21 protein-coding genes are annotated in these 24,876 nt (G+C 68.6%); 11 read left to right on the top strand and 10 right to left on the bottom strand.

Going from position 1 to position 24,876, the window contains the following annotated elements:
• The first annotated feature begins 181 nt into the window (after window positions 1-181).
• From ACV229_RS25845 to ACV229_RS25825, 5 genes are all read left to right on the top strand, one after another.
• Window positions 182-1,144 (top strand): ornithine cyclodeaminase family protein, encoded by a 963-nt coding sequence (locus tag ACV229_RS25845; protein WP_448085947.1) that lies wholly within the window; start codon window positions 182-184, stop codon window positions 1,142-1,144.
• 7 nt (window positions 1,145-1,151) lie between these two features.
• Window positions 1,152-1,907: a helix-turn-helix transcriptional regulator gene (locus ACV229_RS25840; RefSeq protein ID WP_448085946.1), complete on the top strand. Its 756-nt coding sequence runs from the start codon at window positions 1,152-1,154 to the stop codon at window positions 1,905-1,907.
• Window positions 1,908-2,033: 126 nt separating this feature from the next.
• Window positions 2,034-2,765 (top strand): DsbA family oxidoreductase, encoded by a 732-nt coding sequence (locus ACV229_RS25835; RefSeq protein ID WP_448085945.1) that lies wholly within the window; start codon window positions 2,034-2,036, stop codon window positions 2,763-2,765.
• 139 nt (window positions 2,766-2,904) lie between these two features.
• Complete coding sequence (locus tag ACV229_RS25830) at window positions 2,905-4,347, top strand: DHA2 family efflux MFS transporter permease subunit (protein WP_448085944.1); 1,443 nt, start codon at window positions 2,905-2,907, stop codon at window positions 4,345-4,347.
• 339 nt (window positions 4,348-4,686) lie between these two features.
• Window positions 4,687-5,475 carry a sulfite exporter TauE/SafE family protein gene (locus ACV229_RS25825; protein ID WP_448085943.1) on the top strand — a complete coding sequence of 263 codons (789 nt, stop codon included), beginning with the start codon at window positions 4,687-4,689 and terminating at the stop codon, window positions 5,473-5,475.
• A 234-nt stretch (window positions 5,476-5,709) separates the two neighbouring features.
• Here the strand turns inward: ACV229_RS25825 and ACV229_RS25820 are convergent, their stop codons facing one another.
• The 3 genes from ACV229_RS25820 to ACV229_RS25810 all read right to left on the bottom strand — a co-directional run bounded on the left by ACV229_RS25820 (window position 5,710) and on the right by ACV229_RS25810 (window position 8,840).
• Window positions 5,710-6,153, bottom strand: a complete 444-nt coding sequence (locus tag ACV229_RS25820; protein WP_448085942.1) for a hypothetical protein — start codon at window positions 6,151-6,153, stop codon at window positions 5,710-5,712.
• The gene (locus tag ACV229_RS25815) at window positions 6,153-6,710 is read right to left on the bottom strand and encodes a nucleotidyltransferase domain-containing protein (protein WP_448085941.1); all 558 of its coding nucleotides are present in this window, start codon (window positions 6,708-6,710) and stop codon (window positions 6,153-6,155) included. Before ACV229_RS25815 ends, ACV229_RS25820 begins: the two co-directional genes overlap by 1 nt.
• A gap of 279 nt (window positions 6,711-6,989) precedes the next feature.
• Window positions 6,990-8,840, bottom strand: coding sequence for a S10 family peptidase (locus ACV229_RS25810; protein ID WP_448085940.1), 1,851 nt, complete (start codon window positions 8,838-8,840; stop codon window positions 6,990-6,992).
• Window positions 8,841-8,884: 44 nt separating this feature from the next.
• On the opposite strand from ACV229_RS25810, the gene ACV229_RS25805 reads away from it, so the two are divergent.
• Window positions 8,885-9,205: a hypothetical protein gene (locus tag ACV229_RS25805; RefSeq protein WP_448085939.1), complete on the top strand. Its 321-nt coding sequence runs from the start codon at window positions 8,885-8,887 to the stop codon at window positions 9,203-9,205.
• Window positions 9,206-9,458: 253 nt separating this feature from the next.
• Here ACV229_RS25805 and ACV229_RS25800 read toward each other — a convergent pair whose 3' ends face one another.
• Window positions 9,459-11,558: a D-(-)-3-hydroxybutyrate oligomer hydrolase gene (locus ACV229_RS25800; protein ID WP_448085938.1), complete on the bottom strand. Its 2,100-nt coding sequence runs from the start codon at window positions 11,556-11,558 to the stop codon at window positions 9,459-9,461.
• A 112-nt stretch (window positions 11,559-11,670) separates the two neighbouring features.
• On the bottom strand, window positions 11,671-12,036 hold the full coding sequence (locus ACV229_RS25795) for a BON domain-containing protein (RefSeq protein ID WP_448085937.1): 366 nt from the start codon (window positions 12,034-12,036) through the stop codon (window positions 11,671-11,673).
• Between the two features lie 446 nt (window positions 12,037-12,482).
• Between ACV229_RS25795 and ACV229_RS25790 the strand changes: the two genes are divergently transcribed.
• The 3 genes from ACV229_RS25790 to ACV229_RS25780 all read left to right on the top strand — a co-directional run bounded on the left by ACV229_RS25790 (window position 12,483) and on the right by ACV229_RS25780 (window position 15,769).
• On the top strand, window positions 12,483-13,910 hold the full coding sequence (locus ACV229_RS25790) for a TAXI family TRAP transporter solute-binding subunit (RefSeq protein WP_448085936.1): 1,428 nt from the start codon (window positions 12,483-12,485) through the stop codon (window positions 13,908-13,910).
• 193 nt (window positions 13,911-14,103) lie between these two features.
• Window positions 14,104-14,742 (top strand): 2-hydroxychromene-2-carboxylate isomerase, encoded by a 639-nt coding sequence (locus ACV229_RS25785; RefSeq protein WP_448085935.1) that lies wholly within the window; start codon window positions 14,104-14,106, stop codon window positions 14,740-14,742.
• A 76-nt stretch (window positions 14,743-14,818) separates the two neighbouring features.
• Entirely contained in the window at window positions 14,819-15,769 is a 951-nt protein-coding gene (locus ACV229_RS25780; protein ID WP_448085934.1) for a LysR family transcriptional regulator, read from the top strand.
• Between the two features lie 139 nt (window positions 15,770-15,908).
• Here ACV229_RS25780 and ACV229_RS25775 read toward each other — a convergent pair whose 3' ends face one another.
• From ACV229_RS25775 to xdhA, 4 genes are all read right to left on the bottom strand, one after another.
• The gene (locus tag ACV229_RS25775) at window positions 15,909-16,310 is read right to left on the bottom strand and encodes a nuclear transport factor 2 family protein (protein WP_448085933.1); all 402 of its coding nucleotides are present in this window, start codon (window positions 16,308-16,310) and stop codon (window positions 15,909-15,911) included.
• Window positions 16,311-16,408: 98 nt separating this feature from the next.
• The gene (gene xdhC / locus ACV229_RS25770; protein ID WP_448085932.1) at window positions 16,409-17,044 is read right to left on the bottom strand and encodes a xanthine dehydrogenase accessory protein XdhC; all 636 of its coding nucleotides are present in this window, start codon (window positions 17,042-17,044) and stop codon (window positions 16,409-16,411) included.
• Window position 17,045: 1 nt separating this feature from the next.
• Window positions 17,046-19,400, bottom strand: a complete 2,355-nt coding sequence (xdhB, locus tag ACV229_RS25765) for a xanthine dehydrogenase molybdopterin binding subunit (protein ID WP_448085931.1) — start codon at window positions 19,398-19,400, stop codon at window positions 17,046-17,048.
• Between the two features lie 13 nt (window positions 19,401-19,413).
• Window positions 19,414-20,961 (bottom strand): xanthine dehydrogenase small subunit, encoded by a 1,548-nt coding sequence (xdhA, locus tag ACV229_RS25760; RefSeq protein WP_448085930.1) that lies wholly within the window; start codon window positions 20,959-20,961, stop codon window positions 19,414-19,416.
• A gap of 339 nt (window positions 20,962-21,300) precedes the next feature.
• Between xdhA and ACV229_RS25755 the strand changes: the two genes are divergently transcribed.
• Complete coding sequence (locus ACV229_RS25755) at window positions 21,301-22,515, top strand: MFS transporter (RefSeq protein ID WP_448085929.1); 1,215 nt, start codon at window positions 21,301-21,303, stop codon at window positions 22,513-22,515.
• Between the two features lie 163 nt (window positions 22,516-22,678).
• On the opposite strand, the gene ACV229_RS25750 is transcribed toward ACV229_RS25755, so the two are convergent.
• Window positions 22,679-23,569 carry a DMT family transporter gene (locus tag ACV229_RS25750; protein ID WP_448085928.1) on the bottom strand — a complete coding sequence of 297 codons (891 nt, stop codon included), beginning with the start codon at window positions 23,567-23,569 and terminating at the stop codon, window positions 22,679-22,681.
• Window positions 23,570-23,832: 263 nt separating this feature from the next.
• Between ACV229_RS25750 and ACV229_RS25745 the strand changes: the two genes are divergently transcribed.
• A complete protein-coding gene (locus ACV229_RS25745; protein WP_448086039.1) occupies window positions 23,833-24,708 on the top strand; it encodes a helix-turn-helix domain-containing protein in 876 nt (291 codons plus the stop codon).
• Window positions 24,709-24,876 lie beyond the last annotated feature (168 nt).

Below are 24,876 nucleotides of genomic sequence, written 5' to 3'. Positions count from 1 at the left end.
CGGCATCTGGCACAAGCCATTGATTTTTCGTGAATTTTCAAAACATTGCCGTCACGCGCACCGCCGAAAAATAAAATTTCGCCAGACCTGGAGAGTCTATATTAGACTTTTCGTCCATCATAAACATCGCCGGACACTCCGTCGCGAGACAGTCCGTCCGGCCCCGACTGGAGACGTATCCATGACGCAAGCCGCCCCGACCCTGCCGCTGACCGTCGACGAAGCGACGGTGCGTGCCGCGCTGCCATCGCTCGACGTGCTCGGCACGCTGCGCCGCATGTTCGCGTCGCTCGGCGAAGCCCGCGCCGTGCAGCCGCCGCAGACGCTCACGCTGTTTCCCGGCCAGGCCGGCGACTTCATCACCTACCTCGGCGCGCTCGCCGACGAGCAGGTGTTCGGCGCGAAGCTGTCGCCGTACATCGTGACGGGCGGTAAACCGATCGTCACTGCATGGACCGCACTGATGTCGATGCGCACGGGCCACCCGCTGATGTGGTGTGACGCGGGCCTGCTGACGGTCGAGCGCACCGCCGGCACGACCGCGCTCGCGGTCGACTGCCTCGCGCCCGGCGATGCGAAGCACCTTGCGGTGATCGGCACGGGCGCGGTCGGCTTCGCGCACCTGCGGCACACGGCGGCGTTGCGCGACTGGGAGACGATCCGCGTCCATTCGCCGGCACTGGCGGGAAACGCGGCGCTCCAGGCCGAGCTCGCGCAGCTCGACCCGCGCGCGCGGCCGGCCGACAGCGTCGCCGCGTGCGTGCGCGACGCGGACGTCGTGATGCTGTGCACGTCGTCGGGCACGCCGGTGCTCGGCGACGGGATGCTCACGCGCCCCGCGCTCGTCACGTCGATCAGCACCAACGTCGCGCAGGCGCACGAGATTCCGCCCGCATGGCTGCCCGACATGGACGTGTACTGCGACTACCGGCGCACGACGCCCGCGAGCGCGGGCGAGATGCAGCGCGCGGCGGCCGAGCACGGCTGGACGCCCGAACGCATTGTCGGCGACCTGCCCGCGCTCGTGCGCAACGCGTGCCCGGCGCCGTCGCGCACGCGCCATGCGTTCTTCCGCTCGATCGGCCTCGGCCTCGAGGACGTCGCGATCGCGCACGCGCTGCATGCGCATCTGACGCGCGCATGAGCCGCACATGAGCATCACGCGCGCGCGAGCCCGATACAATGGCGCCACCGCCGCGGCGGCGGTGCGCCGGCGTCGGCCGGAGGCGCCGGCTGGCCGCAGCTCACCCGAGAATCCGATGCGCAAAAAGCCGTCCCCCGTCAAAGACCTGCTGCTGTCCCGCTATGCGCCGATCGCCGACGGCATCGCGACGCTGTTCTTCCCGTACGCGGAAGTCGTGATCCACGACCTGCACGACCAGACCGTGCTGTACCTCGCGAACAACCTGTCGAAACGCGAGGTCGGCGACGATTCGGCGCTCGAGGAAACCGATCACTCGGCGCGCGAGCGCGTGATCGGCCCGTACGAGAAGCTCAACTGGGACGGCCGGCGGATGCGCTGCGTCAGCAACGTGCTGTTCGACGACGAAGGGCATCCGGCCGGGATGATGTGCATCAACTTCAACATCGCGGTGTTCGACGAAGTGCGCGCGACGCTCGACCTGTTCATCAAGGGCGCGGGTGTCGTCGCGCAGCCGGACGAGCTGTTCCGCGACGACTGGCAGGAGCGCATCAACACGTTCCTGCACGGCTGGCTGCGCGAGCGGCAGATCGGCCTGAACGGGCTCACGCGCGAGCATCGGCGCGAACTCGTCGAGGCACTCTACGCGGAAGGCGCGTTCCGCGGCAAGAGCGCGGCGAACTACGTCGCGAACGTGCTCGGGATGGGGCGCGCGACGGTCTACAAGCACCTCAAGCATCTGAAGGAAACCCAGGGCGACGTGTAAGCGGCTGCGCGGCGCGGGTCGCGCGTTCTCGCGTGGGCATGTCGCCGCGCTTCCCCTCGGCCGAGGCGTCGAAGCAAAAAATGATATAGTCACAGTTACATTTATTTGCCCGAGCCTGATACGCCCATGCCGACCGCTCCCTCCCGCGCGCTTCGCCCGACGCTGACCGTCGAAATCTGGTCCGACCTGATCTGCCCGTGGTGCTGGATCGGCAAGCGCCGCTTCGACGACGCGCTCGCCGCGTTCGCGCATGCGGACCGCGTCGACGTCGTGCTGCGCGCGTATCGGCTGATGCCCGGGCAGCCGGTCGAGCCGGTCGAAGCGATGCTCGGCAGCAAGTACCGGCTGGCGGCCGCCCAGGTCGACCAGATGCTGCGCCAGGTGACCGACGCCGCCGCCAGCGTCGGGTTGCATTACGACCTGCCCGGCACGCTCGTCGGCGACACGCTCGACGGCCACCGGCTCGTAAAGTTCGCGGAGACCACCGGCCGCGCGCACGCGCTGACCGAACGGCTGTATCGCGCGTACTTCAGCGAGCATGGGTCGCTGTTCGATCACGGCGCACTCGCCGACTTCGCGGTCGACGCAGGGCTCGATCGCGCGGCGGCCGAAGCCGTGCTGCGCAGCGACGCGTACCGCGACGACGTCGAGGCCGACATCGAGCGCGCCGCACAGATCGGCGGCCGCGGCGTGCCGTTGTTCGTGTTCGGCGGCCGCTACGCGGTGTCCGGTGCGCAACCGGCCGACGTGTTCGCGCAGGCGCTCGAGCAGGCGTGGCAGGATGGTGTCGTCGCGATCGGCGACGGCGACGCGGCGGCATGCGGCCCCGACGGCTGCGCGCTGCCGCCGCACGCATAACGCATCGGACAGGCATCGCACCGGCATCGCGCCACCCATCACGCTACGCACCGCTGCTGCCAGAAACCGGCAAGAAGCCGCGCCGTGCGGCGTCTACAATGTGGCCTCTCAAATAACAAATCAACGAGAGGCCTGCCCCATGACCCACGGCATTCACGGAGAGAAGCGCTGGTACGCGCTGATCGTCCTCTGTCTCGGCGTGCTGATGATCGTGCTCGACAGCACGATCGTGAACGTCGCCCTTCCGTCGATCCGCGCGGACCTGCACTTCAGCGAGACGGCGCTCGTCTGGGTCGTGAACGCGTACATGCTGACCTTCGGCGGCTGCCTCCTGCTCGGCGGCCGGCTCGGCGACCTGTACGGGCACCGGCGCATGTTCCTCGCGGGCCTCACCGTGTTCACGCTCGCGTCGCTCGGCTGCGGCGTCGCGCAGTCGCAGACGATGCTGATCGCCGCGCGCGCGGTGCAGGGGTTCGGTGGTGCGATCGTGTCCGCGGTGTCGCTGTCGCTGATCATGAATCTGTTCACGGAAACCGGCGAGCGGGCGCGCGCGATGGGCGTCTACGGCTTCGTCTGCGCGGGCGGCGGCAGCATCGGCGTGCTGCTCGGCGGGCTGCTGACGAGCGCGCTGTCGTGGCACTGGATCTTCCTCGTCAACCTGCCGATCGGCATCGCGGTCTACGCGCTGTGCGTCGCGCTGCTGCCGCGCACGCGCGCGCCGGCCGCCGACGCGCGGCTCGACGTCGCCGGCGCGCTCACCGTGACCGCGTCGCTGATGCTCGCCGTCTACGGAATCGTCAACGGCAACGAGGCCGGCTGGCTGTCGACGCAGACGGTCGCGCTGGTCGGCGCCGCCGTCGCACTGCTCGCGTTGTTCATCGCGATCGAGGCGCGCGTCGCGCATCCGCTGATGCCGCTCACGCTGTTCGCCGCGCGCAACGTCGCGCTCGCGAACGTGATCGGCGTGCTGTGGGCGGCCGCGATGTTCGCGTGGTTCTTCCTGTCCGCGCTGTACATGCAGCGTGTGCTCGGCTATGGCCCGCTGCAGGTCGGCCTCGCGTTCCTGCCCGCGAACCTGATCATGGCCGCGTTCTCGCTCGGACTGTCCGCGCGGATCGTGATGCGCTTCGGGATCCGCGGCCCGATCGCCGCCGGCCTGCTGATCGCCGCGTGCGGCCTCGCGCTGTTCTCGTGCGCGCCGGCCGACGGCGGGTTCGCGTGGCATGTGCTGCCCGGGATGACGCTGCTCGGCATCGGCGCGGGCGTCGCGTTCAACCCGGTGCTGCTCGCCGCGATGAGCGACGTCGATCCCGCCGATTCGGGGCTCGCATCGGGAATCGTCAACACCTCTTTCATGATGGGCGGGGCACTCGGGCTCGCGGTGCTCGCGAGCCTTGCGGCGGCCCGCTCCGACGCGCTCGCGGCAGCCCAGGCCGCGCCGCTCGACGCGCTGAACGGCGGCTATCACGTCGCGTTCGCATTCGGCGCGGCGTTCGCAGCGGCGGCCGGGCTGATCGGCCTTGCGCTGCGGATCCGGCGGCAGGATGCGGTCGAAGGCGGCATGGGCAGCGCGATGCACTGATCCGGTGCAACTGCATGGCAGCGGCGTTCAAGCACACGTTTGAACGCCGCCCGCCGGGCGCGCGGAATCCCGGCCGCGGATTCCGCTCGGCGCCTGTCCGGCACCGTACCCGATGACGGCGCGTCCGGCTTCCCGGCCTCCGCGAGCGTGCCGCGCGAGCGCACGACAACCCCGCCGGAGCCCCGCCCGACAAGGCTGTCCGGCCACCGCACACGGGTCGTCCCACCGCAGCGGCCGGCCGATTTTTAACGCAGTCGTACACCGACCCGCGAGTTTTGCGACAATGTCGGACTTTGACCCGCGCGCCGCCGCCGAACGCCGCATAACCGCCCGCTTCCGATGTCGCTTCCCCATATCGATCTGCTGTACTCCCTGTCCGGCCTGTTCGTCGGCATTCTCGTCGGCCTGACAGGCGTTGGCGGCGGTTCGCTGATGACGCCGATCCTCGTGCTGCTGTTCGGCGTCCACCCGGCGACGGCAGTCGGCACCGACCTGCTGTACGCGGCGGCGACCAAGGCGACCGGCACCCTCGTGCACGGGCTCAAGGGCTCGGTCGACTGGCGCATCACGGGCCGGCTCGCGGCCGGCAGCGTGCCCGCGTCGGCGCTCACGCTGTGGGTGCTGCATACATACGGGATGCAGTCGCCCGGCGCCGGCCACCTGATCCAGCTCGTGCTCGGCTGCGCACTGCTCCTCACGTCGCTCGCCCTGATCTTCCGGCCGCAGCTCGCCGCGCTGGCCGCGCGCAATCCGCTGAAGCCGAACCCCGCGCGCACGCTGTGGTCCACCGTGCTGACGGGCGCCGTGCTCGGCGTGCTGGTGTCGATGACGTCAGTCGGCGCCGGCGCGATCGGCGTCACCGTGCTCCTGCTGCTGTACCCGGCGCTCGCGACGACCCGCATCGTCGGCTCGGACATCGCGCATGCGGTGCCGCTCACGCTGATCGCCGGAATGGGTCACTGGCTGCTCGGCTCGGTCGACGTGTCGATGCTGCTGTCGCTGCTGCTCGGCTCGCTGCCCGGCATCGTGATCGGCAGCGTGCTGTCGGCGCGCGCGCCCGAGCGCCTGCTGCGCAACCTGCTCGCGTCGACGCTCGTCGCGGTCGGCGTACGGCTCGTGCTCGCGTAAGCGGAACGGTGCGGCGCTCCGCGGCGTTGGGCACCGACGGCCCCCACTCGCCCTCCAGCGAAAAACGCCGCCCGGCTCGCGACCGAGCCACTCACTTCGTGTGTTGATGAACTTCCAGGCGGGACAAGGCTGATTGAACGACGAGGGCAGAATCTTCGCTTTCTTGTATGTTCCTGGCTCCGGAACACACTGACCGTGGGTAGGCCTTGCAGGAGAGCGAAGGGCCTGTGTGCTTCAGAATTTAGGCGTACCGGTTAGCGTATGCGCAACGGGCAGGTACTTGGCCAGGATGCTCAGCATGGTGGCGGCCTCGGCCTTCGACACCGGAGGAAACGGTGAAACGTAAGACGTGCCGTTGCGACGCTCGTGGGCCTTCGTGATGAAGGCAAATTCCTGGGCATTTACGCCCAGCGAGGTGGACACACGCTGGATCGCCAGGTTACGGCCGGCATCTTTGGTACGTACCTCGTAGAACTCCAGGATGGCCTGAACCACCTGGAAGTAGCCTTCGTAAGCCAAGGTAAATACCTGCAGATGTCGGGCGGGGTCCAGCCCGTCAGCGGTGGCCTTATAGTCCGCTGCATTACGCAGGAAGCCCGCGATTGCCCCGGGCGTCGGAGCGACCGCGTCAAAGGCTTTCGTCTTGATGAGATTTTCGTATTCAGTTGGGCGCGGCATCACAGTATCCTCAGCGTGGGACCTTGGGCAATCTGGGCCATAACGGGGTCAGCGGTTACCAGAGCTGCCCATTCGGCAGGCTCGTACAAAGAGAAGTTGACGGGGCGCAGCAGACCTTGCTCGGCCATGTGCAGGGCTTCAGATAGCTCGAGGAGAGGGGCGTTCCCGACGACAATCAGGTCGATGTCGCTACGGCCGCTATCGGTGCCCTTGGCCACCGATCCAAACACGAACGCTGAGGTGATGTGGTCCGCAAAAGGCGCCAGGGCTTCCTTCAGCGGCTCCACAACGGCAAATGACTTGCGCGCGATGCTCACCAATTCCGGATAGAGGATGAATTCCGTATTCGCCCGGATGCTCCGTTGCCGGCCTCGTCGTGCGTCTTCCTTAAGTACACCGGCCTCGACCAGCCGGTCCACCTGCTTTTGCGCGCTTCCGCGCCCACTGTTCGCCAGGCGCAGCAGTTCCTGGAGCGTAAAACTGCGGTCAGGCTGCAGCAGCGTGGCGCCAAGCACGCGCTGCAAGCCCGGCGTGAAGAGAAAGTCGGCGAGACTCATCGCGAATCCTCGATATGGGGATAATCGTCCTCATTATGGGGATTTCCTGACAAATCCTCAATAGAGGGCTATTTATCCCTGTTTTGAGGATTTTGCGATGCCGTCACCGGAGGCTTCCGGGGCCGACGAGTCGGTCCATGGCAGAAAGACCTTCGGACAAGACGATGCCCCGGAAGTCCATGACTCACGGGGCACCTTGCAGAACTACAGCACCGCCATCAATACGCCCAGTGCGGCGCCTTGTTACGTCACGTCAGGCGGCGCACGCGCCGCCCGCGCTTACTGCCCCTGCTGTTGCAGCTTCTGCTGACGGAGCTGCTGCGCGCGCATCTGCAGCTTCAGCACGCGCTGCAGTGCCGAGCGGTTCGCGAGGATGCCGTCGTAGAAGTTGCCGAGGTCACCCTTCAACGCGGTCCGCGACGGGTCGTTCAGGTAAATCATGTGGCCCGACGGGTAGAACTTCATCGTCAGGTTCTGCGCCTTGAGCGTCGGATCGAGCGGCATCTGCTGCAGCGTCAGCTCGGTCTGGTGGAACGGCGTCACCGCGTCGAAATAGCCGTTCGCGGACAGCACCTTCAGATCCGGGTTCAGGCTCATCGTCGACGCGAGGTCGCCGGCCGTGTACAGCGTATTGCCGCCGCCCTTGTTCGCACCGGTCGGGTCGGTATGGCTGAAGTCCCAGTTGTTGAACACCTGGTCGTTCAGGTCGACGAACGACGACAGCGACGTGTACTTCAGGTCGGTGTTCAAGTAGCTGTTCCACAGCACCGTGTACGCGCCGCCGATGTTGTTGATCGACGGATCGTTGCCGCCCGAGTTCGGCAGGATGAACGGCGCGATGCCCTGGCCCGTGTAGTTCGCACGGCCGTCATACTGGCCGATCTGGATGCCAGGTACGAGCGTCAGGAAGAACGTGTACGGCGGGTTGTTGTTCGACGACGGCACGTTGCCGAGCGCGGCCGGGTTGCCGAAGGTCTGGATCAGCGAGACCGGATCGGTGCCGAGGTACGAACCCATCTGCTGCGCGGTCTGCAGGTTCAGGTTCAGCCGCACGTTGACGAAGCCGCCGTCCTGCGGGTTCGGCGCCTGCGCGAGCGGCGCGAGCACGTTGTCCGCGTAGTTGCGCGCCTGGACCATGTAGCTGTCGAGGTCGGCCGGCGTCGGGTTGACCGTCGTCTTCTTCCAGTAGAACGCGTCGGCCGCGAGCGTCGGGAACGTGCCGATCGCGGACAGTGCGTTCGAGTAGTCGAGGATCGACGACTGCAGCGTGATCCCGTTCAGCTCGACGCCGTCCTCATGCAGCACCCACGACACCACCGCGCTGCGCGCCGTGCCGTACGACTCGCCGAACAGGAACTTCGGCGAGTTCCAGCGCGAGTACTTGGTCAGGTAGCGCTGGATGAAGCGGTCGATCGAGCGCGCGTCCTGGTCGACGCCCCAGAAGTCCTTGTTCTTCGCCGGGGCGATCGCCGCCGAATAGCCGGTGCCGACCGGGTTGATGAAGACGAGGTCGGAGCGGTCGAGCAGGCTGTCCGGGTTGTCGAGCAGCTTGTACGGCGCGGGCGGCGTGAAGTTCGGGAACGACGACTGCAGCCGCTTCGGCCCGAACGAGCCGAGCAGCAGGTAGACCGATGACGAGCCGGGGCCGCCGTTGTAGAAGAACGTGACCGGGCGCGGCTTCGACGGATCGGGATTGTCCTGTGTGTACGCGACGTAGAACATCTTCGCGTTCGGCTGCGACGTCACCGGATCGATCGTCGTCAGGTGGCCGGCGGTCGCCGTGTAGTTGACGACCTTGCCGCCGATCGTGACCTGCCGGTGCACGACCGCGGCGCCTTCGGTGGCGTCCGTGACCGCGTCGTTGGGGCCGGTGCCGTACACGTCGGTATCGACGAACGGCTGGTCCGGCTGCGTGGCAGTCGACGCGTTGCTGGCCGATCCGCCGGCGGAGGCCGTCGCGTTTGCGTTCGCGGCCGTGGCGGCGGCAGCCGACGCCGCCGGGCTCGAGCCGTCGTCGCCGCCGCAGCCCGTGACGAGCAGCGCGGTGACGGCCGTCGCCGCGACGAGCGGCCCGCTCAGTGTCGTTCCGAATAGCGCGAAACCGTCTTTCAAGGACTTCAGTGTCGTCATTATTGCCTCTCAAACAGAACGATAAATGTCGCCGGACGCAAAGGATGATTGCATCCGGCGTTCCGCACCGGGAGCGCATTCGTTATGCGACGCGCTCCGAGTTTTTTACCGGCTCAGCATTGACCGACCGGCATGATTTACCCCACCCGATATTCAGAAACTGCACAATGGAATCAATTCCATTGAAAACGGCAATTCAAAAATCAAATACGATTCCGGGCCATCCGCGATCGCATGCAAATCGACGGCAAAAGCATTCCCCGCAAAGCCAGCCCTGGCAAGGCTGCTTCGCATCGAGACGACGAACCTCCCCCTTCGGCATGGCGCTGATTAATCGCCGAACGGCGATCAATTCCAGCCTTTAGCCGAATTAATAAAATCGAAAGGATTGGTTAACAGAACGGAAAGAAATATTCTCTCTATGTAATTTATTAAATTAAGTGAAAATACCGGCGCATAATAAGTTCCGGGTTATCGGCCGTAAAGTAATAATTTGTTACGGAGCTGGCCATTCGACACTAACGGAATCTGGGACCGATTCCGGACGGGCCACGGCAAATAAAAAAGCCGGACGCTGGCGTCCGGCTTTTCGGCGTGCAATGCGTTGCGATGCCGCGCTTATTGCGGCACGTCGATCGCCCCGGCGTTCACGGTGATCGCATTGCCGCCCGGCGCAGCCGAGATCGCCGGCAGGTTCGCGCCCGTCAGCGCCGGCGCCGCACCCGGCGTGCCGCCACGCGGCACCGTGCGGATCACCTGCGACGGCGGCAGCGGCGTGCCGTTCTTCAGGTGCCGCCACATCAGGTTCAGCGCCTGCAGGTCGTAGTAGTGGACCGGCACGAAGCGCGTATCGAATCCGGCGACCGGCAGGAACGCATCGAAGTGCTGGCCGTTCGTCACCTCGTAGAACGCGAGCTGGCTGCGGCTGCCTTCGCTGATGCTGTTCTGCGCGACGTACGCGCGCGACGCGTGGTTGACCGGCACGAGCGCATCGCTGCGGCCTTGCACGATGATCGCGGGCTTGCCCTGCAGGTTCGCGTTCACGCGCACCGCCTCGACGTTCGCGGGCATGCCCAGCATCCCGTTCGTCCACAGCTGGCGCAGGCACACCGCGCCCGCGAAGCTCGCGTCGGGCGTCGCAAGGCGGTGATCGACGCCGGTCGCGGCGCCCGTGTTGAACACGAGATTGATGCCGTCGGTCGGCGGCACGCCGTTGCCCGCGCCGAACACGTTCGGCATCGGCGACGTGGCCGGCGGCGCGACCGCGCCGGTGGCCGCGTTCGTCGTCGCGAAACTGAAGTTGCACAGGTTGTCGACGACGCGCGAGCGCGTGTACGCGTTCGCATAGGTCACCGCGATCGCCGGGATCGCCTGCGAATCCCACATCGGCGCCTGCAGCAGGTCGGAGTCGGCCAGATAGCCGGCTGTGTGCAGTTGCGCGAGCGCGTCGGCGGCCTGGCTCTGCAGGTCGGCGCCCGCGACGAGCCCGGCCGCGGCGAGCGTCGCACAGCGCTGCGCGCGGATCGACTGCGTGACGGCCGGCGGCAGCGCGCTCAGGTACGGCGCGCCCGCCAGCGCGGCCGACGCCGCCGCGCACGGCTGCAGCAGGTTCGCGAGCGTCGCGTAATCGGCGAGCGGCCGCCCGAACGACGGCACCGGCGCGCCGCCCTGCCGCACGACGGCGTTCGGCGCGAGCCGCACGTTGATCTGCGGCTCGCCGACGACGACCGCGGTAATCCAGTTGCGTGTGTCCTGCTCGGCCGCCGCGAGCGACGCGCCGCCGCCGTTGCTGACCGACGCGGCGATCGTCGTGATGTCGCCGGGCCGGTAGCGCACGCCGTGACGCGTGCCGTCGATCAGCGGTCCGAACTGCTCGTTGAGCGCCCAGTACGCGAACTCGACCGCCTGCAGCGTCACGTGCCCCCAGTCCTGCTCGGGATTCTGCTGCGAATGCGCATGCTTGAACCCATAGCGGTTCGGGAATTGCGCGTTGAACGCGGTCAGCTCGCTGCTCGTCGCGTTCGCGGTGAAGAGGCTCGCGTTGCCGGCGAGCACCGCGTTCGCGAGCGTGCCGTCGATCAGCGTGACGGTATCCGAGCCGAGCTCGTGTGCGCCGTTGCCGCCGCCCTTGTCATTGTAGGCGACCGCGCAGCCGCGCTTGAGGCCCCATTCGCCGGCGGCCGAGATCGCACCGTACACGCCGCGCGAGCCGGACGACGTCGCGGTGACGATGCATGGCTGCGCGGGATCGAAGCTGGCCGGCACCTGCACGAGCAGCGTGACGTTCTTGCGGCCGCTGCCGTCGTCCGAGTAAGCAAGGTATTCGGTGCCGGCGATCTTGCCTTCGCCGAGCGTGTCGTTGCCGTCGAGGTCGACGTTCGGCCCCCAGAAGCGGCCGTAGCCGCCGCCTGCGGACATGTCGACGAGCGCGCGGTAGTTCGACCAGATCGCCAAACGGCGCAGCTCGGCCGACGTCGGCCGCGCCGGATTCGCGAAGCCGGGCGGCGTCGCGCCCGCGAGGCCCGTCTTGCCGAGGCCGGCCGTCAGCAGGTCGTCACTCGCGCCGTCATAGGCCGTCGTCCGCACGCTGCCCGCGACGAACCCGGGCAACTGGTTGCTTTCCGCCGTGTCGTCGCCGTTGCAGGCGCCGAGCACCGCCACCGCGGCAGCCAGCGCCGCACCCCACAGAACCCGCCTGCCCCACCTGAGCCTCGTCATCGCCGCCCTCTCTCTCGTTATGTGTGTCGGACTTTCAAAGCGAGCACGGGCCCCGGCATGCCGAGGCCCGCGCGGATGCGAGCGCGGGCGGCGCGCCTGCGCCGCCCGGACGTCATTGCTGCTGGACTTTCAGCTTGTTGCTGACGGAAGTCACGCCCGGAACGGTCTTCGCAGCCGCTTCGGCCTTGTCGATCTGGGCCTGGTCCGGCACCGTGCCCTCGAGCGTGATCGCGCCGCCCTTCGAGCGCACGACGACTTTCGACACGTCGACGCCGTTTTCCTTCGAGATCGCCTTGCGCACCGCATAGCCAAGCTTGCGGTTCGCCTTCTTCGCCGTCTTGGCGGCGGCCTTCGATGCGCTCGTCGCGGCGGCCGGCGCTTCGGACGCCGCCGGCTCGCTCGACTGCGCGTACACGCTGCCGGACAGACACACCGCCACCGCGGCCACGCCCAACGCTCTCAACACGATCGACTTCATGCTATCTCCTTATGATTCGCAACGGCCGCGCACAGTGCGGCCGGATACCCCCAAAGGCAGCCGGACTGCGCGCGCGAACGCGGCAGGACAGCCGGTGATTTCCACGGCGATGCGAGAGAGGCGAGACGGACAGGCAGCCGGCGCACGCGCAATGCGGGCCGGCCCGGCCGGGCAGCCGCCGGCCGAACGCGCCCGGTCTGATGGCGTGCCGGGTCGCGCGAATCGGGCGCAGCTGCGTCGCACAATGTAATCCAGCGCCCGCGGAAGCGCAAAGTTTTTGATGCGGCGCACCGCCCCGCCGCCGCGGCGATGGCGCCGAGCCGGGAACCCAACGGGAACCCGGTTTCGCGCACGCACCGCGAAACCGGTTACCATCGCCGCGAATGCGCATCGTCCGTGCCCCGGGGCCGCCGATGCGCGATACCTGCATCATCCGTCGACCGCTTATGAAGCCCATCCTGCGCCCCCGCCGGCCGCCCCGCATCCTCGCCCGCTTCGTCGCGGTGTCGTGGCGCGACCTCGCGCTGTCGGTCGGCCCGACCGTGCTGCTCGCGGTCGCTGCCGTCTGGCTCGCGATCAAGATGATCCAGCCCGCGCCGCCGTCCACGCTCGTGATCTCGGCCGGGCCGCCCGGCAGCACCTACTGGAACGCCGCGGAAAAGTACAAGGCGATCCTCGCGAAGAACGGCGTCACGCTCGACGTCGAGTCGTCCGAGGGCTCGGCGCAGAACCTCGAGCGGCTGTCCAACCCGAACGCGCCGGTCGACGTCGGCTTCGTGCAGAGCGGCATCGGCCCGAAGGGGCGCGACGAGCACCTCGTCGCGCTCGGCAGCATCGGCTACGTGCCGCTCGCGATCATGTACCGCGGCCCGATCGTCGCGCGCCTGTCGGACTTCAAGGGCAAGCGGCTCGCGCTCGGCGCGGAAGGCAGCGGCGCGCGCGAACTGAGCCTCGCGCTGCTGAAGATGAACGGCATCGAGCCCGGCGGGACGACCGAACTGCTGCCGACGTCCGGCGAGGAGGCCGGGGCCGCGCTGCTCGACGGCAAGATCGACGCGGCGTTCCTGTCCGGCGACTCGACGCAGATCCCGGTGATGTCGAAGCTGTTCCGCGCGCCGGGCGTGCACTTGTACTCGTTCACGCAGGCCGAGGCGTACGCGCGCCGCTTCCCGTACCTGACCGCGATCACGCTGCCCGAGGGCGTCTACGACCTCGGCCGGAACCTGCCGCCCGCGGACATCCATACGGTCGCGCCGACGATCGAGCTGGTCGCGCGCGACACGCTGCATCCGGCGCTGTCGGACCTGCTGATCGAGGCCGCGCGCGAAGTGCACGGCCATGCGACGATCCTGCAGCACGCGGGCGAATTCCCGTCGCCGATCACGCGCAGCTTCCCGCTGTCCGACGATGCGGCGCGCTACTACAAGTCGGGCAAGACCTTCCTGTACAGGCGGCTGCCGTTCTGGGTCGCAAGCCTCGTCGACCGGATGCTCGTGATCGTCGTGCCGCTGATCGTCGTGCTGATTCCCGGGCTGCGGGTCGTGCCGGCGCTGTACGGCTGGCGCGTACGCTCGCGGATCTACCGCTGGTACGGCGCGCTGATCGCGCTCGAGCGCAGCGCGCTCGGCGAGCATACGGCCGAGGAACGCGTCGAGCTGCTCGACCGGCTCGACGACATCGAGGAAGCGGTGAACCGGATGAAGATGCCGCTCGCGTACGCGGGGCAGTTCTACGTGCTACGCGAGCACATCGGCTTCGTGCGCGAACGACTGACTGCGCACGATCACGACGCGCTGCACGGCGCCGCACACGAGCCCGTGCCGTCGGCCGGCGGCGACGGGGCGCCCCCCCGGGCGACCCCCGGTTCCGCCTGAGCGGACGATCCGCGATCATTGCTGCATCGGTGCGCCGCCGCGTAACATGGAGGCCGCCGTTCGGGCGCCCGCGCCGGATGGCCGGCCGCCGGATCGCTGGCCGTGCAGGACCGCGTGCCGCCGGATGACCGGCCCCCGGATCGCCGGCTCCAGGTTCGCCGGATGGCCGGCCCCCTATACCCAGGAGAACCCCATGACCACCGGCCTCGACACCACCCAGCCCGCCTGGTTCTTCGATTTCGTCTCGCCGTTCTCCTATCTGCTGCTCGAACAGGTCGAACGCTGGCCGGACGTGCCGTTCGAGCCGGTCCCGGTGTCGCTCGCCGACCTGCAGCGCTACTGGGGCCAGCGCCCGGGCTCGGAAGTGCCCGGCAAGCGCATCTTCACGTACCGCCATGCGCTGTTTCGCGCGGAGCAGCTCGGGATCCGCTTCAAGATGCCGCCCGCGCATCCGTTCGACTCCGACAAGGCGCTGCGGCTCGCGATCGCGCTGCGCGCCGACCTCACGACGGTGCGCGAGATCTTTCGCTTCATCTGGCGCGACGGCAACGATCCGTCGACGCCGGACGGCTTCGCCGCGCTGTGCGAACGGGTCGGCGTCGGGCACGGCGACCAGCTGATCGAGTTCGAGGAAACGGTCGCGCAGCTGCAACGCAATAACGCCGACGCGATTGCGCTCGACGTGTTCGGCGTGCCGACGTTCTGGATGAACAAGCAGCTGTTCTGGGGCGAGGACGCGCTGCCGATGGTGCTGTACTGCGCGCGCACGCCGACCTGGCTCGAATCGCGGGAGGTGAAGCGCATCAGCACGCTGCCGAAGGGCCGCGCCTGAGCGTCTGATACCGGCCATTACGCACGGGCAAGCGCGGCTGCGGTAAGGTTACGTTTCGCCCGAATCACCCCCCGCAATGGAAGAAGACGACCGTACCGCCTCGCTCGACATCTGGCTCGTGCGCGTGCTGCGCACGCTGCTGCTCGAGCGCAGCGTCACGCAGGCCGCGCTGCGCCTCAGCCAGACGCAGCCCGCGATCAGCACCGCGCTGCGCAAGCTGCGCGAGACGCTGAACGACCCGATCCTCGTGCGCGGCAAGTCGGGGATGGTGCCGACCGAATACGGCGCGTCGCTGCTCGACGCCGCGCAGCGCGCGCTGCGCGAGGTCGACTTCATCGCGACGCCGCATGGCGAGTTTGCGCCCGAGTCCGCGCGCCGCACGTTCCGCGTCGCCGCGCCGGACTACCTGAACGACTTCTTCATGCCGACGCTGATCGCGCGTTTTCGCGACGCGGCGCCGCACGCGCACCTCGAGATCGATTCGCTGAATCCGGCGCTCGATCACGCGGACGCGCTCGAATCCGGCGCGCTCGATCTCGTGATCGGCAACTGGCCGAAACCCGACCCGCGCTTCGCGCGCGACGACCTGTTCTCCGACACGATCGTCTGCCTGATGCGCGATTCGCATCCGCTCGCGCGCGCGCCGCTGACGCGCGACGCGTATGCGAACGCCGCGCATCTCGCGCCGACGCCGTACACGGGCGACAAGCGCAATGCGATCGAGATCGGCCTCGCGCGCGCGGGCCTCGCGCGGCGGATCGTCACGACGCTGCCGTATTTCGGCCTCGTGCCGCAGGTGCTGCTGCAGTCGGACCTGATCTTCACGACGACAAGGCGCTTCGCGATGCACTACGCGCAGATGCTGCCGCTCGTCGTCGTCGCGCCGCCGGTGCCGTTTCCGCGCATCCGCAGCTACCTGCTCACGCATCCGCAGCCCGATCGCCCCACCGACATCGCGTGGCTGCGCGCGCTGATGCAAAGCGTATCGGGCGAGCTGACCGCCGCGCGCGGCGCGCGCAAGCGCTGACGCGCGCCTGCGCCGCGCGATTCGCGATTCGCCATTCGCGCGCCCTGTTCCGTGTGCAGTTTCGATGAAAGTTGCGTGGCGTGGCGACTCAGCGCCACCCACGCCGTTCGTGCGCCCCGGGGCGCACGGGGGGTTCCGCTCAGGCGGTGCAGAACGTTTCCTGAAGATGCGTCCAGCGCACCTCGCCCGCCGTGTCGCGCTCGAACACCGCGGTCGCGCGCCGTGCGGGCAGTTCGCCGGTTGCCGCGTGCTGCGCTTCGAGATACGTGACCACCGCGTGCCGGTCGTCCGACGCGAGCACGCGGATCTCCGACAACGTGATGCGCAGCCCCGGCTTCGCGCCGGCGAGCTTCGTGAACAGTTCGCGCGTGCCGTCGCGGTCGAACGCGTGGCCGTTGGTTCCGATCATCGTGAAGCCGGGAGCGAACGGCGCGATCAGCGCGTCGAGCGCGGCAGGCGTGGTGTCGGCGCCGGACAGCCAACGCTCGATCGTGACGAGGCTCGCATCGAGTACGTCGATAAAGACCTGGGAATCGGACATGGTCACCAGACGGAAAAGCGCGGCCCCGTGCCGCGCGATCCGTCAGTGTAAGCAAAAGCGGAAGATGGCGTCGGGTCGCGCCACGACGCGACGCGCGCTCACCGCGCGCAGGACACGTCGTCCGGCAAGCGGCCCGACGCAGCGGCCTTCACCTCGGCAACGGGCACGCCCGCGCGCGACTGCAGCAGCTCCGCGCAGACCGCGACCGCGATCGATCCGGGCGCCTTGTCGACGATGCCCGCGACACCGATCGGGCACACCATGTCGCACATCCGCGCCGGGTCGACGCCGCGCGCGACGAGCCTGCGTTCGAACTTCACGCGCTTCGTGCGCGAGCCGATCATCCCGAAGTACGCGAAATCGCGCCGCCGCATGATCCGCTCCGCCAACGAGAAATCGAGCGCGTGGTTGTGCGTCATCACGAGGAAGTACGCGCCCGGCGGCGCTTCGTCGACGATCGCCTCCGGCGTGTCGGTCGGCTCCGGCTGCACGTTCGGCGGGCATTCGTCCGGGAACAGCTCGTCGCGCGTGTCGACCCACTGCACGACGCACGGCAGCGCGCCGAGCAGCGTGACGAGTGCATGGCCGACGTGCCCCGCGCCGAACAGCACGATGTGCATCGGCACGGGTGCACCGGTCGCGCGATTGCGCCGGCCGGTTCCGCGGGGAAGCGCCATGTCGGGACGCTGCCCGTCGACGGGCAGCGGACAAGCGGAGCGCGGTGCGCCGTTCATGTCAGCCTGCCCGCGCCGCGCGCACGGCCTGCACCGCGCGCAGGATCGCCTCGCCGGTCGCCGGCGCGTCGAGCGGCGGATTCACGCGATAGTCGCCGACCGCCGCGACCGCGTCGCGCACCGCGAAGAACACCGAGAACGGCAGCAACAGCGGCGGTTCGCCGACGGCCTTCGACCGGTGGATGCTGTCCTCGACGTTGCGGTTCTCGAACAGCCGCACGCTGAACTCGGGCGGCGTGTCGTTGACGGTCGGGATCTTGTACGTGGACGGCGCATGCGTCATCAGCTTGCCGCCCGCGTTCCACCACAGCTCCTCGGTCGTGAGCCAGCCCATCCCCTGGATGAACGCGCCCTCGACCTGGCCGATGTCGAGCGCCGGGTTCAGCGATGCGCCGACGTCGTGCAGCGCGTCGACGCGCAGCGTGCGCATCTCGCCCGTCAGCGTGTCGATCACGACTTCCGACACGGCCGCGCCGTACGAGTAGTAGAAGAACGGCCGCCCCTGCAGCTTCGACTGGTCCCAGTACAGCTTCGGCGTCGCGTAGAAGCCGTCGGACCACAGCTGCACGCGTGCGAGATACGCCTTCGCGATCACCTCGCCGAACGGCACGCCCTTGTCGCCGACCCACACGGTATCGTTGCCGAACCGCACGTCCGCCGCGTTGACCGTGTCGCCGCCGTACTGGCTCGCAGCGAACGCCGCGAGCCGTTCGCGCAGCTGCCGCGCGGCATCCTGCGCGGCCTTGCCGTTCAGGTCCGAGCCGGTCGACGCGGCCGTCGCCGACGTGTTCGCGACCTTGCTCGTGTCGGTCGCCGTCACGCGGATCCGCTCGAAGCGGATCCCGAGCTCGTGCGCGACCACCTGCGCGACCTTCGTGTTGAGCCCCTGCCCCATCTCCGTGCCGCCGTGGTTCACGAGCACCGAGCCGTCGGTATAGATGTGGACGAGCGCGCCCGCCTGGTTGAAGTGCGTGACGTTGAACGCGATGCCGAATTTCACCGGCGTCAGCGCAATGCCCTTCTTCAGCACCGCATTGCGCGCGTTGAACTCGCGCACGCCCGCGCGCCGCGCGCGATAGTCGCTCGTCGCCTCGAGTTCGGCGAGCAGCTCGGGCAGCACGTTGTCCTCGACCGTCTGGCCGTACGGCGTCACGTTGCGCTCGGTCTTGCCGTACAGGTTCGCGTAGCGGACGTCGAGCGGATCGCGGCCGAGCGTGCGCGCGATGTCGTCGACGATGTACTCGATCGCGAACGCGCCCTGCGGGCCGCCGAAGCCGCGGAACGCGGTGTTCGACTGCGTGTTGGTCTTCCCGCAGTAGCCGGCGATCGACACGTTCGGCAGCCAGTACGCGTTGTCGAAGTGGCAGACGGCGCGCGTCATCACCGGGCCCGACAGGTCGGCCGAGAAGCCGCAGCGCGACGTCATGTCGAGCGACACGCCGTCGATGCGGCCGTCGTCGTCGTAGCCGACGTCGAAGCGGTACGCGAAATCGTGCCGCTTGCCGGTGATCATCATGTCGTCGTCGCGGTCCGGACGCAGCTTCACCGGACACAGCAGCTTCCATGCGGCAAGCGCCGCGCAGCACGCGAACAGCCCCGACTGCGATTCCTTGCCGCCGAAGCCGCCACCCATCCGGCGGCATTCGACGAGCACGTTGTGCGACGCGACGCCGAGCACGTGCGCGACGAGGTGCTGCATCTCGCTCGGGTGCTGCGTCGAGCAGTACACGTGCATGCCGTCGTCGTCCTTCGGCACCGCGTACGCGATCTGGCCTTCGAGATAGAACTGCTCCTGGCCGCCGAGATTCATCTCGCTCTCGTGGCGGTGCGGTGCAGCGGCGAGGTGCGCGGCCGCGTCGCCGCGCGCGAGCTTCAGCGGCGGGATCACATAGGTTTCGGCCTTGCGCGCGTCCTTCGCGGTCAGGATCGCGGGCAGCTCCTCGTAGTCGACCTTCGCGCGGCGCGCGGCGAGGCGCGCGGTTTCGTGCGACGTCGCGACGACGATGAACATCGGCTGGCCGACGAACTGCACGATGCCGCTCGCGAGCACCGGGTCGTCGTGGATGATCGGGCCGCAGTCGTTGACGCCCGGGATGTCGTCGGCCGTGAACACCGCGACGACGCCAGGCGTCGCGCGCACCGCGTCGAAGTTCATCGACACGATCCTCGCATGCGGCTTCGTCGACAGGCCGAGCGCCGCATGCAGCGTGCCCGCGACGAGCGGGATGTCGTCGGTATAGGTCGCACGCCCGCTCACGTGCAGGTGCGCGGATTCGTGCGGACGCGAAATATGGACCTGCGCGGCGTCGGCCTGCGCGTCGAGGGTGTTCAGGAACGGTTCGGCTTGCTTGTTCATCGTGTGTTCTCCCTCAGGCGCGTGCCGATTCGGCGGCCACTTCGCGCACGCTCAATGCTTGCGGCGGCAGCGGATCGTTCGGACGCGTTTCCAGCCAGAAACGGTACATCAGGTTCTTCGCGGTCTCGAGACGATAGGCGCTCGTCGCGCGCATGTCGGTGAGCGGCTGGTAGTCGCGCTCGAGCGCCTGCATCGCAGCCTGCGCGGTGGCCTCGTGCCACGGCGCGCCGTCCAGCACGCTTTCCGTGTGCGTCGCGCGCTTCGGCGTCGCGGCCATCCCGCCGAACGCGATGCGCGGCTCGCGGATCGTGTCGCCGTCCGCGATGAACGCGAACGCCGCGCACACGGCCGAGATGTCCGAATCGAAGCGCTTCGACAGCTTGTACGTGCGGAACTGCAGCTTCGCGCGCACGCCGCTGCGGGTCGGCACCTTCACGCCGACGACGAATTCGTGCGGCGCCATGTCCTTCTGCTGGTAGCCCGTGTAGAGCGCCTCGAGCGGCAGCTCGCGGACGACGTCGCCGCCGCGCAGCACCACCCGCGCGCCGAGCGCGATGAGCCCCGGCATCGAGTCGCCGATCGGCGAGCCGTTCGCGACGTTGCCGCCGAGCGTGCCCGCGTTGCGGATCGGCAGCGACGCGAAGCGCTTCCACATCTCGGTCAGCTCCGGATAGGTGCCGGCGAGCGCCGCGTAGCCGTCCTCGACGGTCACGCCCGCGCCGATCTCGATCCAGTCTTCTCCGTGCACGATGCGCTGCAGCTCTGCGACCTGGCCGACGTAGATCAGGTCGTCGAGCCGGCGCATCTGCTTCGTGACCCACAGGCCGATGTCGGTGCTGCCCGCGAGGATCCGCGCGTCGGGGCGCTCGATCTTCAGCGCGGCAAGCGCGTCGAGCGTGCGCGGCGCCGCGAAGCGCGCGCCGCCGATCTCGTAGTCGAACGTGCCGTCGCGCTTCAGCGACGCGAGCGTGCGCGCGAGCGCGGCCGTGTCGACCGGCGCGGACGGCGGCGGCGCACCTTCGCCGGCCGCGTCAAACATCTGTACTGCAGCATCGACGATCGGGCGGTAGCCCGTGCAGCGGCACAGGTTGCCGGTCAGCGCGTCCGCGATCTCGGTGCGCGTCGGCACGTCCTTCGCGGCGCAGGCGACTGCGCCGGTGCAACCCTCATGGCCGTGCTTCTCGTACAGCGCCCACATCGACATCACGAAGCCGGGCGTGCAGAACCCGCACTGCGAGCCGTGGCAGTCGACCATCGCCTGCTGCACGGGGTGCAGCGAGCCGTCCGGCTGGCGCAGGTCCTCGACGGTCAGGAGCGCCTTGCCGTCGAGCGTCGGCAGGAACTGGATGCATGCGTTGACGGCCTTGAACGCGACCGTGCCCGCGTCGGTCAGCTCGCCGACGACGACCGTGCATGCGCCGCAGTCGCCTTCCGCGCAGCCTTCCTTGGTGCCGGTGCAATGCGCGTCCTCGCGCAGGTATTGCAGCACGGTGCGGGTGACGTCCGCGCCGCCGACTTCGCGGATCGCATGACGATGATAGAAACGGATCGGCTCACTCATGTCTCTTAACGCTCTTCAAGTTGGGCAACACGGTCCGCGCCGATGCGGCAGACCGTCGTCTTCTCTGACAGTTTGAACGCTATCACCGTCAAATTCCGCAACCCATAGCCCATCACGCATGCGGCCCATATAACTGCGGCGATATGGCGCCGGGACCCCGTTCGCGCCGGGAAAGCATGTCCCGCCGATCGTCCTGAACCTCTGCCGGGGCGGGATCGCCATCGGCGGAAACAGGTCCGGATTAACTAAATGGTACCTGCGGGAAAACCGGTTCCATGGGAAAATCCCGATTCCGTTTTCGGCCGCCTTCCGCCCTGTTCGCCCATTCGTTCCGACCCCATGTCTACCGATTCCGCCTCAACGCCGCGCAGCGGGTTTGCCGTCACGCTGCAGATCATCTCCGTCGTCTGCTTCACGTTCATCTGCTACCTGACGATCGGCCTGCCGCTCGCGGTGCTGCCGAGCTTCGTCCATGACGACCTCGGCTTCTCCGCGATCATCGCGGGCGCGGCGATCAGCGTGCAGTATTTCGCGACGCTCGCGTCGCGGCCGCTCGCCGGGCGCTTCGCCGATTCGCTCGGCCCGAAGCAGACCGTGGTGCGCGGGCTGATCGCCTGCGGCGTGTCGGGCGTGCTGCTGCTCGTCGCGCTGCTGCTCGCGCACTGGCCCGCCGCGAGCCTCGTGCTGCTGGTCGCGAGCCGGCTCGTGCTGGGTGTCGGCGAAAGCCTGTGCGGCACCGGCGCGATCCTGTGGGGAATCGGCCGCGTCGGCATCGCGCACAACGCGAAGGTGATCTCGTGGAACGGCATCGCGACCTACGGCGCGCTCGCGCTCGGCGCGCCGATCGGCGTCGCGATCGCGCATACGCTGAACCCCGCGCTGATCGGCGTGATCGTGATCGCGCTCGCGGCGCTCGGCTACTACCTCGCGCGCCTGATTTCGCCGGTGCCGGTCGTGCACGGCGAGCGGATGTCGTATGCGAGCGTGTTTACGCGCGTGCTGCCGCACGGCCTCGGCCTCGCACTCGGCTCGGCCGGCTTCGGCTCGATCGCGACGTTCGTCACGCTGTACTACGCCGCGCGCCACTGGCCGAACGCCGCGCTGTCGCTGACCGTGTTCGGCACGCTGTTCATCGGCGCGCGCCTGCTGTTCGCGAATACGATCAAGACCTACGGCGGCTTCCGCGTCGCGATCGTGTCGTTCGCGTTCGAATGCTCGGGGCTGCTGCTGCTGTGGCTCGCGCCGCTGCCGCACGTCGCGCTGGTCGGCGCGGCGCTGACCGGCTTCGGCTTCGCGCTGATCTTCCCCGCGCTCGGCGTCGAGGCGGTCGCGCTCGTGCCGCCCGCGAGCCGCGGCGCGGCGCTGTCCGCGTATTCGGTGTTCCTCGACCTGTCGCTCGGCATCACGGGGCCGCTCGCCGGCTACGTCGCCGGCGCATTCGGCTATCCGCAGGTGTTCCTGTTCGCGGCCGTTGCGTCGGCGGCCGGCGTCGCGCTGTCGGTGCTGCTTTACCAGCGGCAGACCCGCGTCGCCGGGAGCGGCGCGGCCGCCTGAGCGGGCGACTCCCGGCGCACATGCCGGCCGGCGAATGGCGGCCGGTCCGGCGGCTCCCGCAACAAAAAAACGCCCGCAGTGCGCGGGCGGCCCGGATGTCTGACGAACCCCACGTTTTTTCGGAACGTGGGGTTTTGTCTTTTCAGGCCTGAGCGGGAAACGGTCAGGCCGTCCGCAGGAACAGCCGCCGCGTCAGGTCGAACGCGACGAGATTGCCGGCCAGCACCAGCAGCAGTCCCACCACTGCGAGCGGCGACCACTGGTAGCCCTCGAACACCGTCGACACGGCCAGCGCGACGATCGGAAACAGCACCGTGCAATAAGCGGCGCGTTCCGGCCCGATGCGGCCGACGAGGGTCAGGTACGCGGTGAACCCGATCACCGAGCCGGGCACCGCGAGGTACACGAGCGCGCCGACATAGCGCGGACTCGGGTCGATCGCGAACGGCAGCCCCGCCGCGGCACTGCCGACGGTCAGGATCGTCGCGCCGATCAGCATCGCCCAGCCGTTGGTCGCGAGCGGATGAAGCCCCATCGACTGCATGCGGCTCGACAGCAGGTTGCCCGCCGAGAAGCACATCGTGCCGGCGAATGCGATCGCGAGGCCGACCCACGTCGCGTGGTCGTCGAGATGGCCCGCCATTTGCTGCCAGAACAGGCACGCGATGCCGGCCAGGCCGAGCAGCGCGCCCGCGACCGCGGACGGTCGTAGCGGGCGGCCCATGAACAAGCGGCCGTTGATCGAGTTGAGAAGTGGCGCGGTCGAGAAGATCACCGCGACGAGCCCGCTCGGCACGACCCGTTCCGCGTAGTAGAAGCACAGGAAATTCAGGCAGAACAGCGCGAAGCCCTGCGCGGCGAGGTAGCGCCACGCTTCGCGCGGTGGCCGGATCGGCCGGCGCATCGCGCGCAGCACGACGAACATGACGGCCGCCGCGAGCCAGAAACGCCACGCGATCGACACGGGCGGCGGCACGCTGCCGAGCTGCCACTTGATGGCGATCCAGGTGGTGCCCCAGATCAGGACGGTGACGATGTAGAGCGACAGGTTCATGAAACGTAGGCCGGAATGAAGGCGCGCAATGACAGCGCCGGAACGAATGTGCGTGCACGCACGCAGGACGTCCGACTATGCCGGCGCGCGGCGCGTGCCGATTGTCCGGAATTGCGGTCTTTTGCGGCGAGCGGCGCAGGCCGCGATCGGTGCGCTTATACTCGGCCATCATGCGCATCCTGCCTTCCGCCCTGCCCGCCGCGTCGCCAGCGTCAGCCGCCACTGCCGCTGCCGCCGACGCGATCGCCGTTGCCGGCGGCGAGATGCCGTTCGGCCTGCAGTCGGTATGCCGCACGCTGGCCGTGGCGAATGCGACGCTCGAGCGCTTCGCATGGCTCGGCGACCATCTCGCGATCGCCGAATGGACGCGGATCACCGAAGAAGCCGAGACGGTCTACGAGCAGCCCGGCCACCACACGCTGTCGTGCTACCTCGACGGCGGTTACCGGACCGAGCGGCAGAAGGTGCCGCGCTACGGCGCGCCGAGCCTGCTGTGCGCGCTGCCGGGCGATCACGAATCGCGCTGGTGGGTGCGCGGCGAGATGCACTTCGTCCACCTGTACTTCCTGCCCGAGCACTTCACGCAACGCGCGATTCGCGAGCTCGACCGCGAGCCGCGCGAGCTGAAGCTCGCCGACCGTACCTATTTCGAGGATGCGCAGGTCGCGTCGCTGCTCCGCTCGCTCGCGCTGGAGCGCTGGGACGATGCCGACGGCCGGCTGCGAACGAACGAGACCGCGCACGACGTGCTGAGCCTGCTGCTGCGCGGGCAGAGCACGATGCGCACCGACACGCCGTTCAAAGGCGGCCTCGCGCCCGCCGTGCGCCGCCGCGTGCGCGACTATATCGACGCCCACCTGACGCAGCCGCTGACGCTCGGCGAACTGGCCGACGTCGCCGCGCTGTCCGAATACCACTTCGCGCGGATGTTCCGCCTGTCGTTCGGCCGCGCGCCGCACGCGTGGATCGCCGAGCAGCGGCTGGCCCGCGCGCGCCTGCTGCTGCGCACGACGCCGCTGCCGCTCGCGCAGGTCGCCGCCGCATGCGGGTATGCGAACGCCGGCCATTTCAGCCATCGCTTCCGCGAAGCGCACGGCACGACGCCGAATACGTACCGGCGCGCGATGCAGGGCCGCTGAGGCCGGCGTCCCCGCAGACGCGGGCGTGTGCATGCCTTTTGTCCCAAGCGGGCCGCAGCATGACACGCGGTGGCCACCCCGCCGTTTGCCGCTTGCCGCTTGCCGCTTGCCGCTTGCCGCTTGCCGCTTGCCGCTTGCCGCTTGCCGCTTGCCGCTTAGCCGCTTAGC

The sequence above is a fragment of the Burkholderia sp. MR1-5-21 genome, assembly GCF_053427715.1.
The sequence above is the reverse complement of the archived record's forward strand: the minus strand, read 5'-3'. Positions and strand labels throughout refer to the sequence as shown.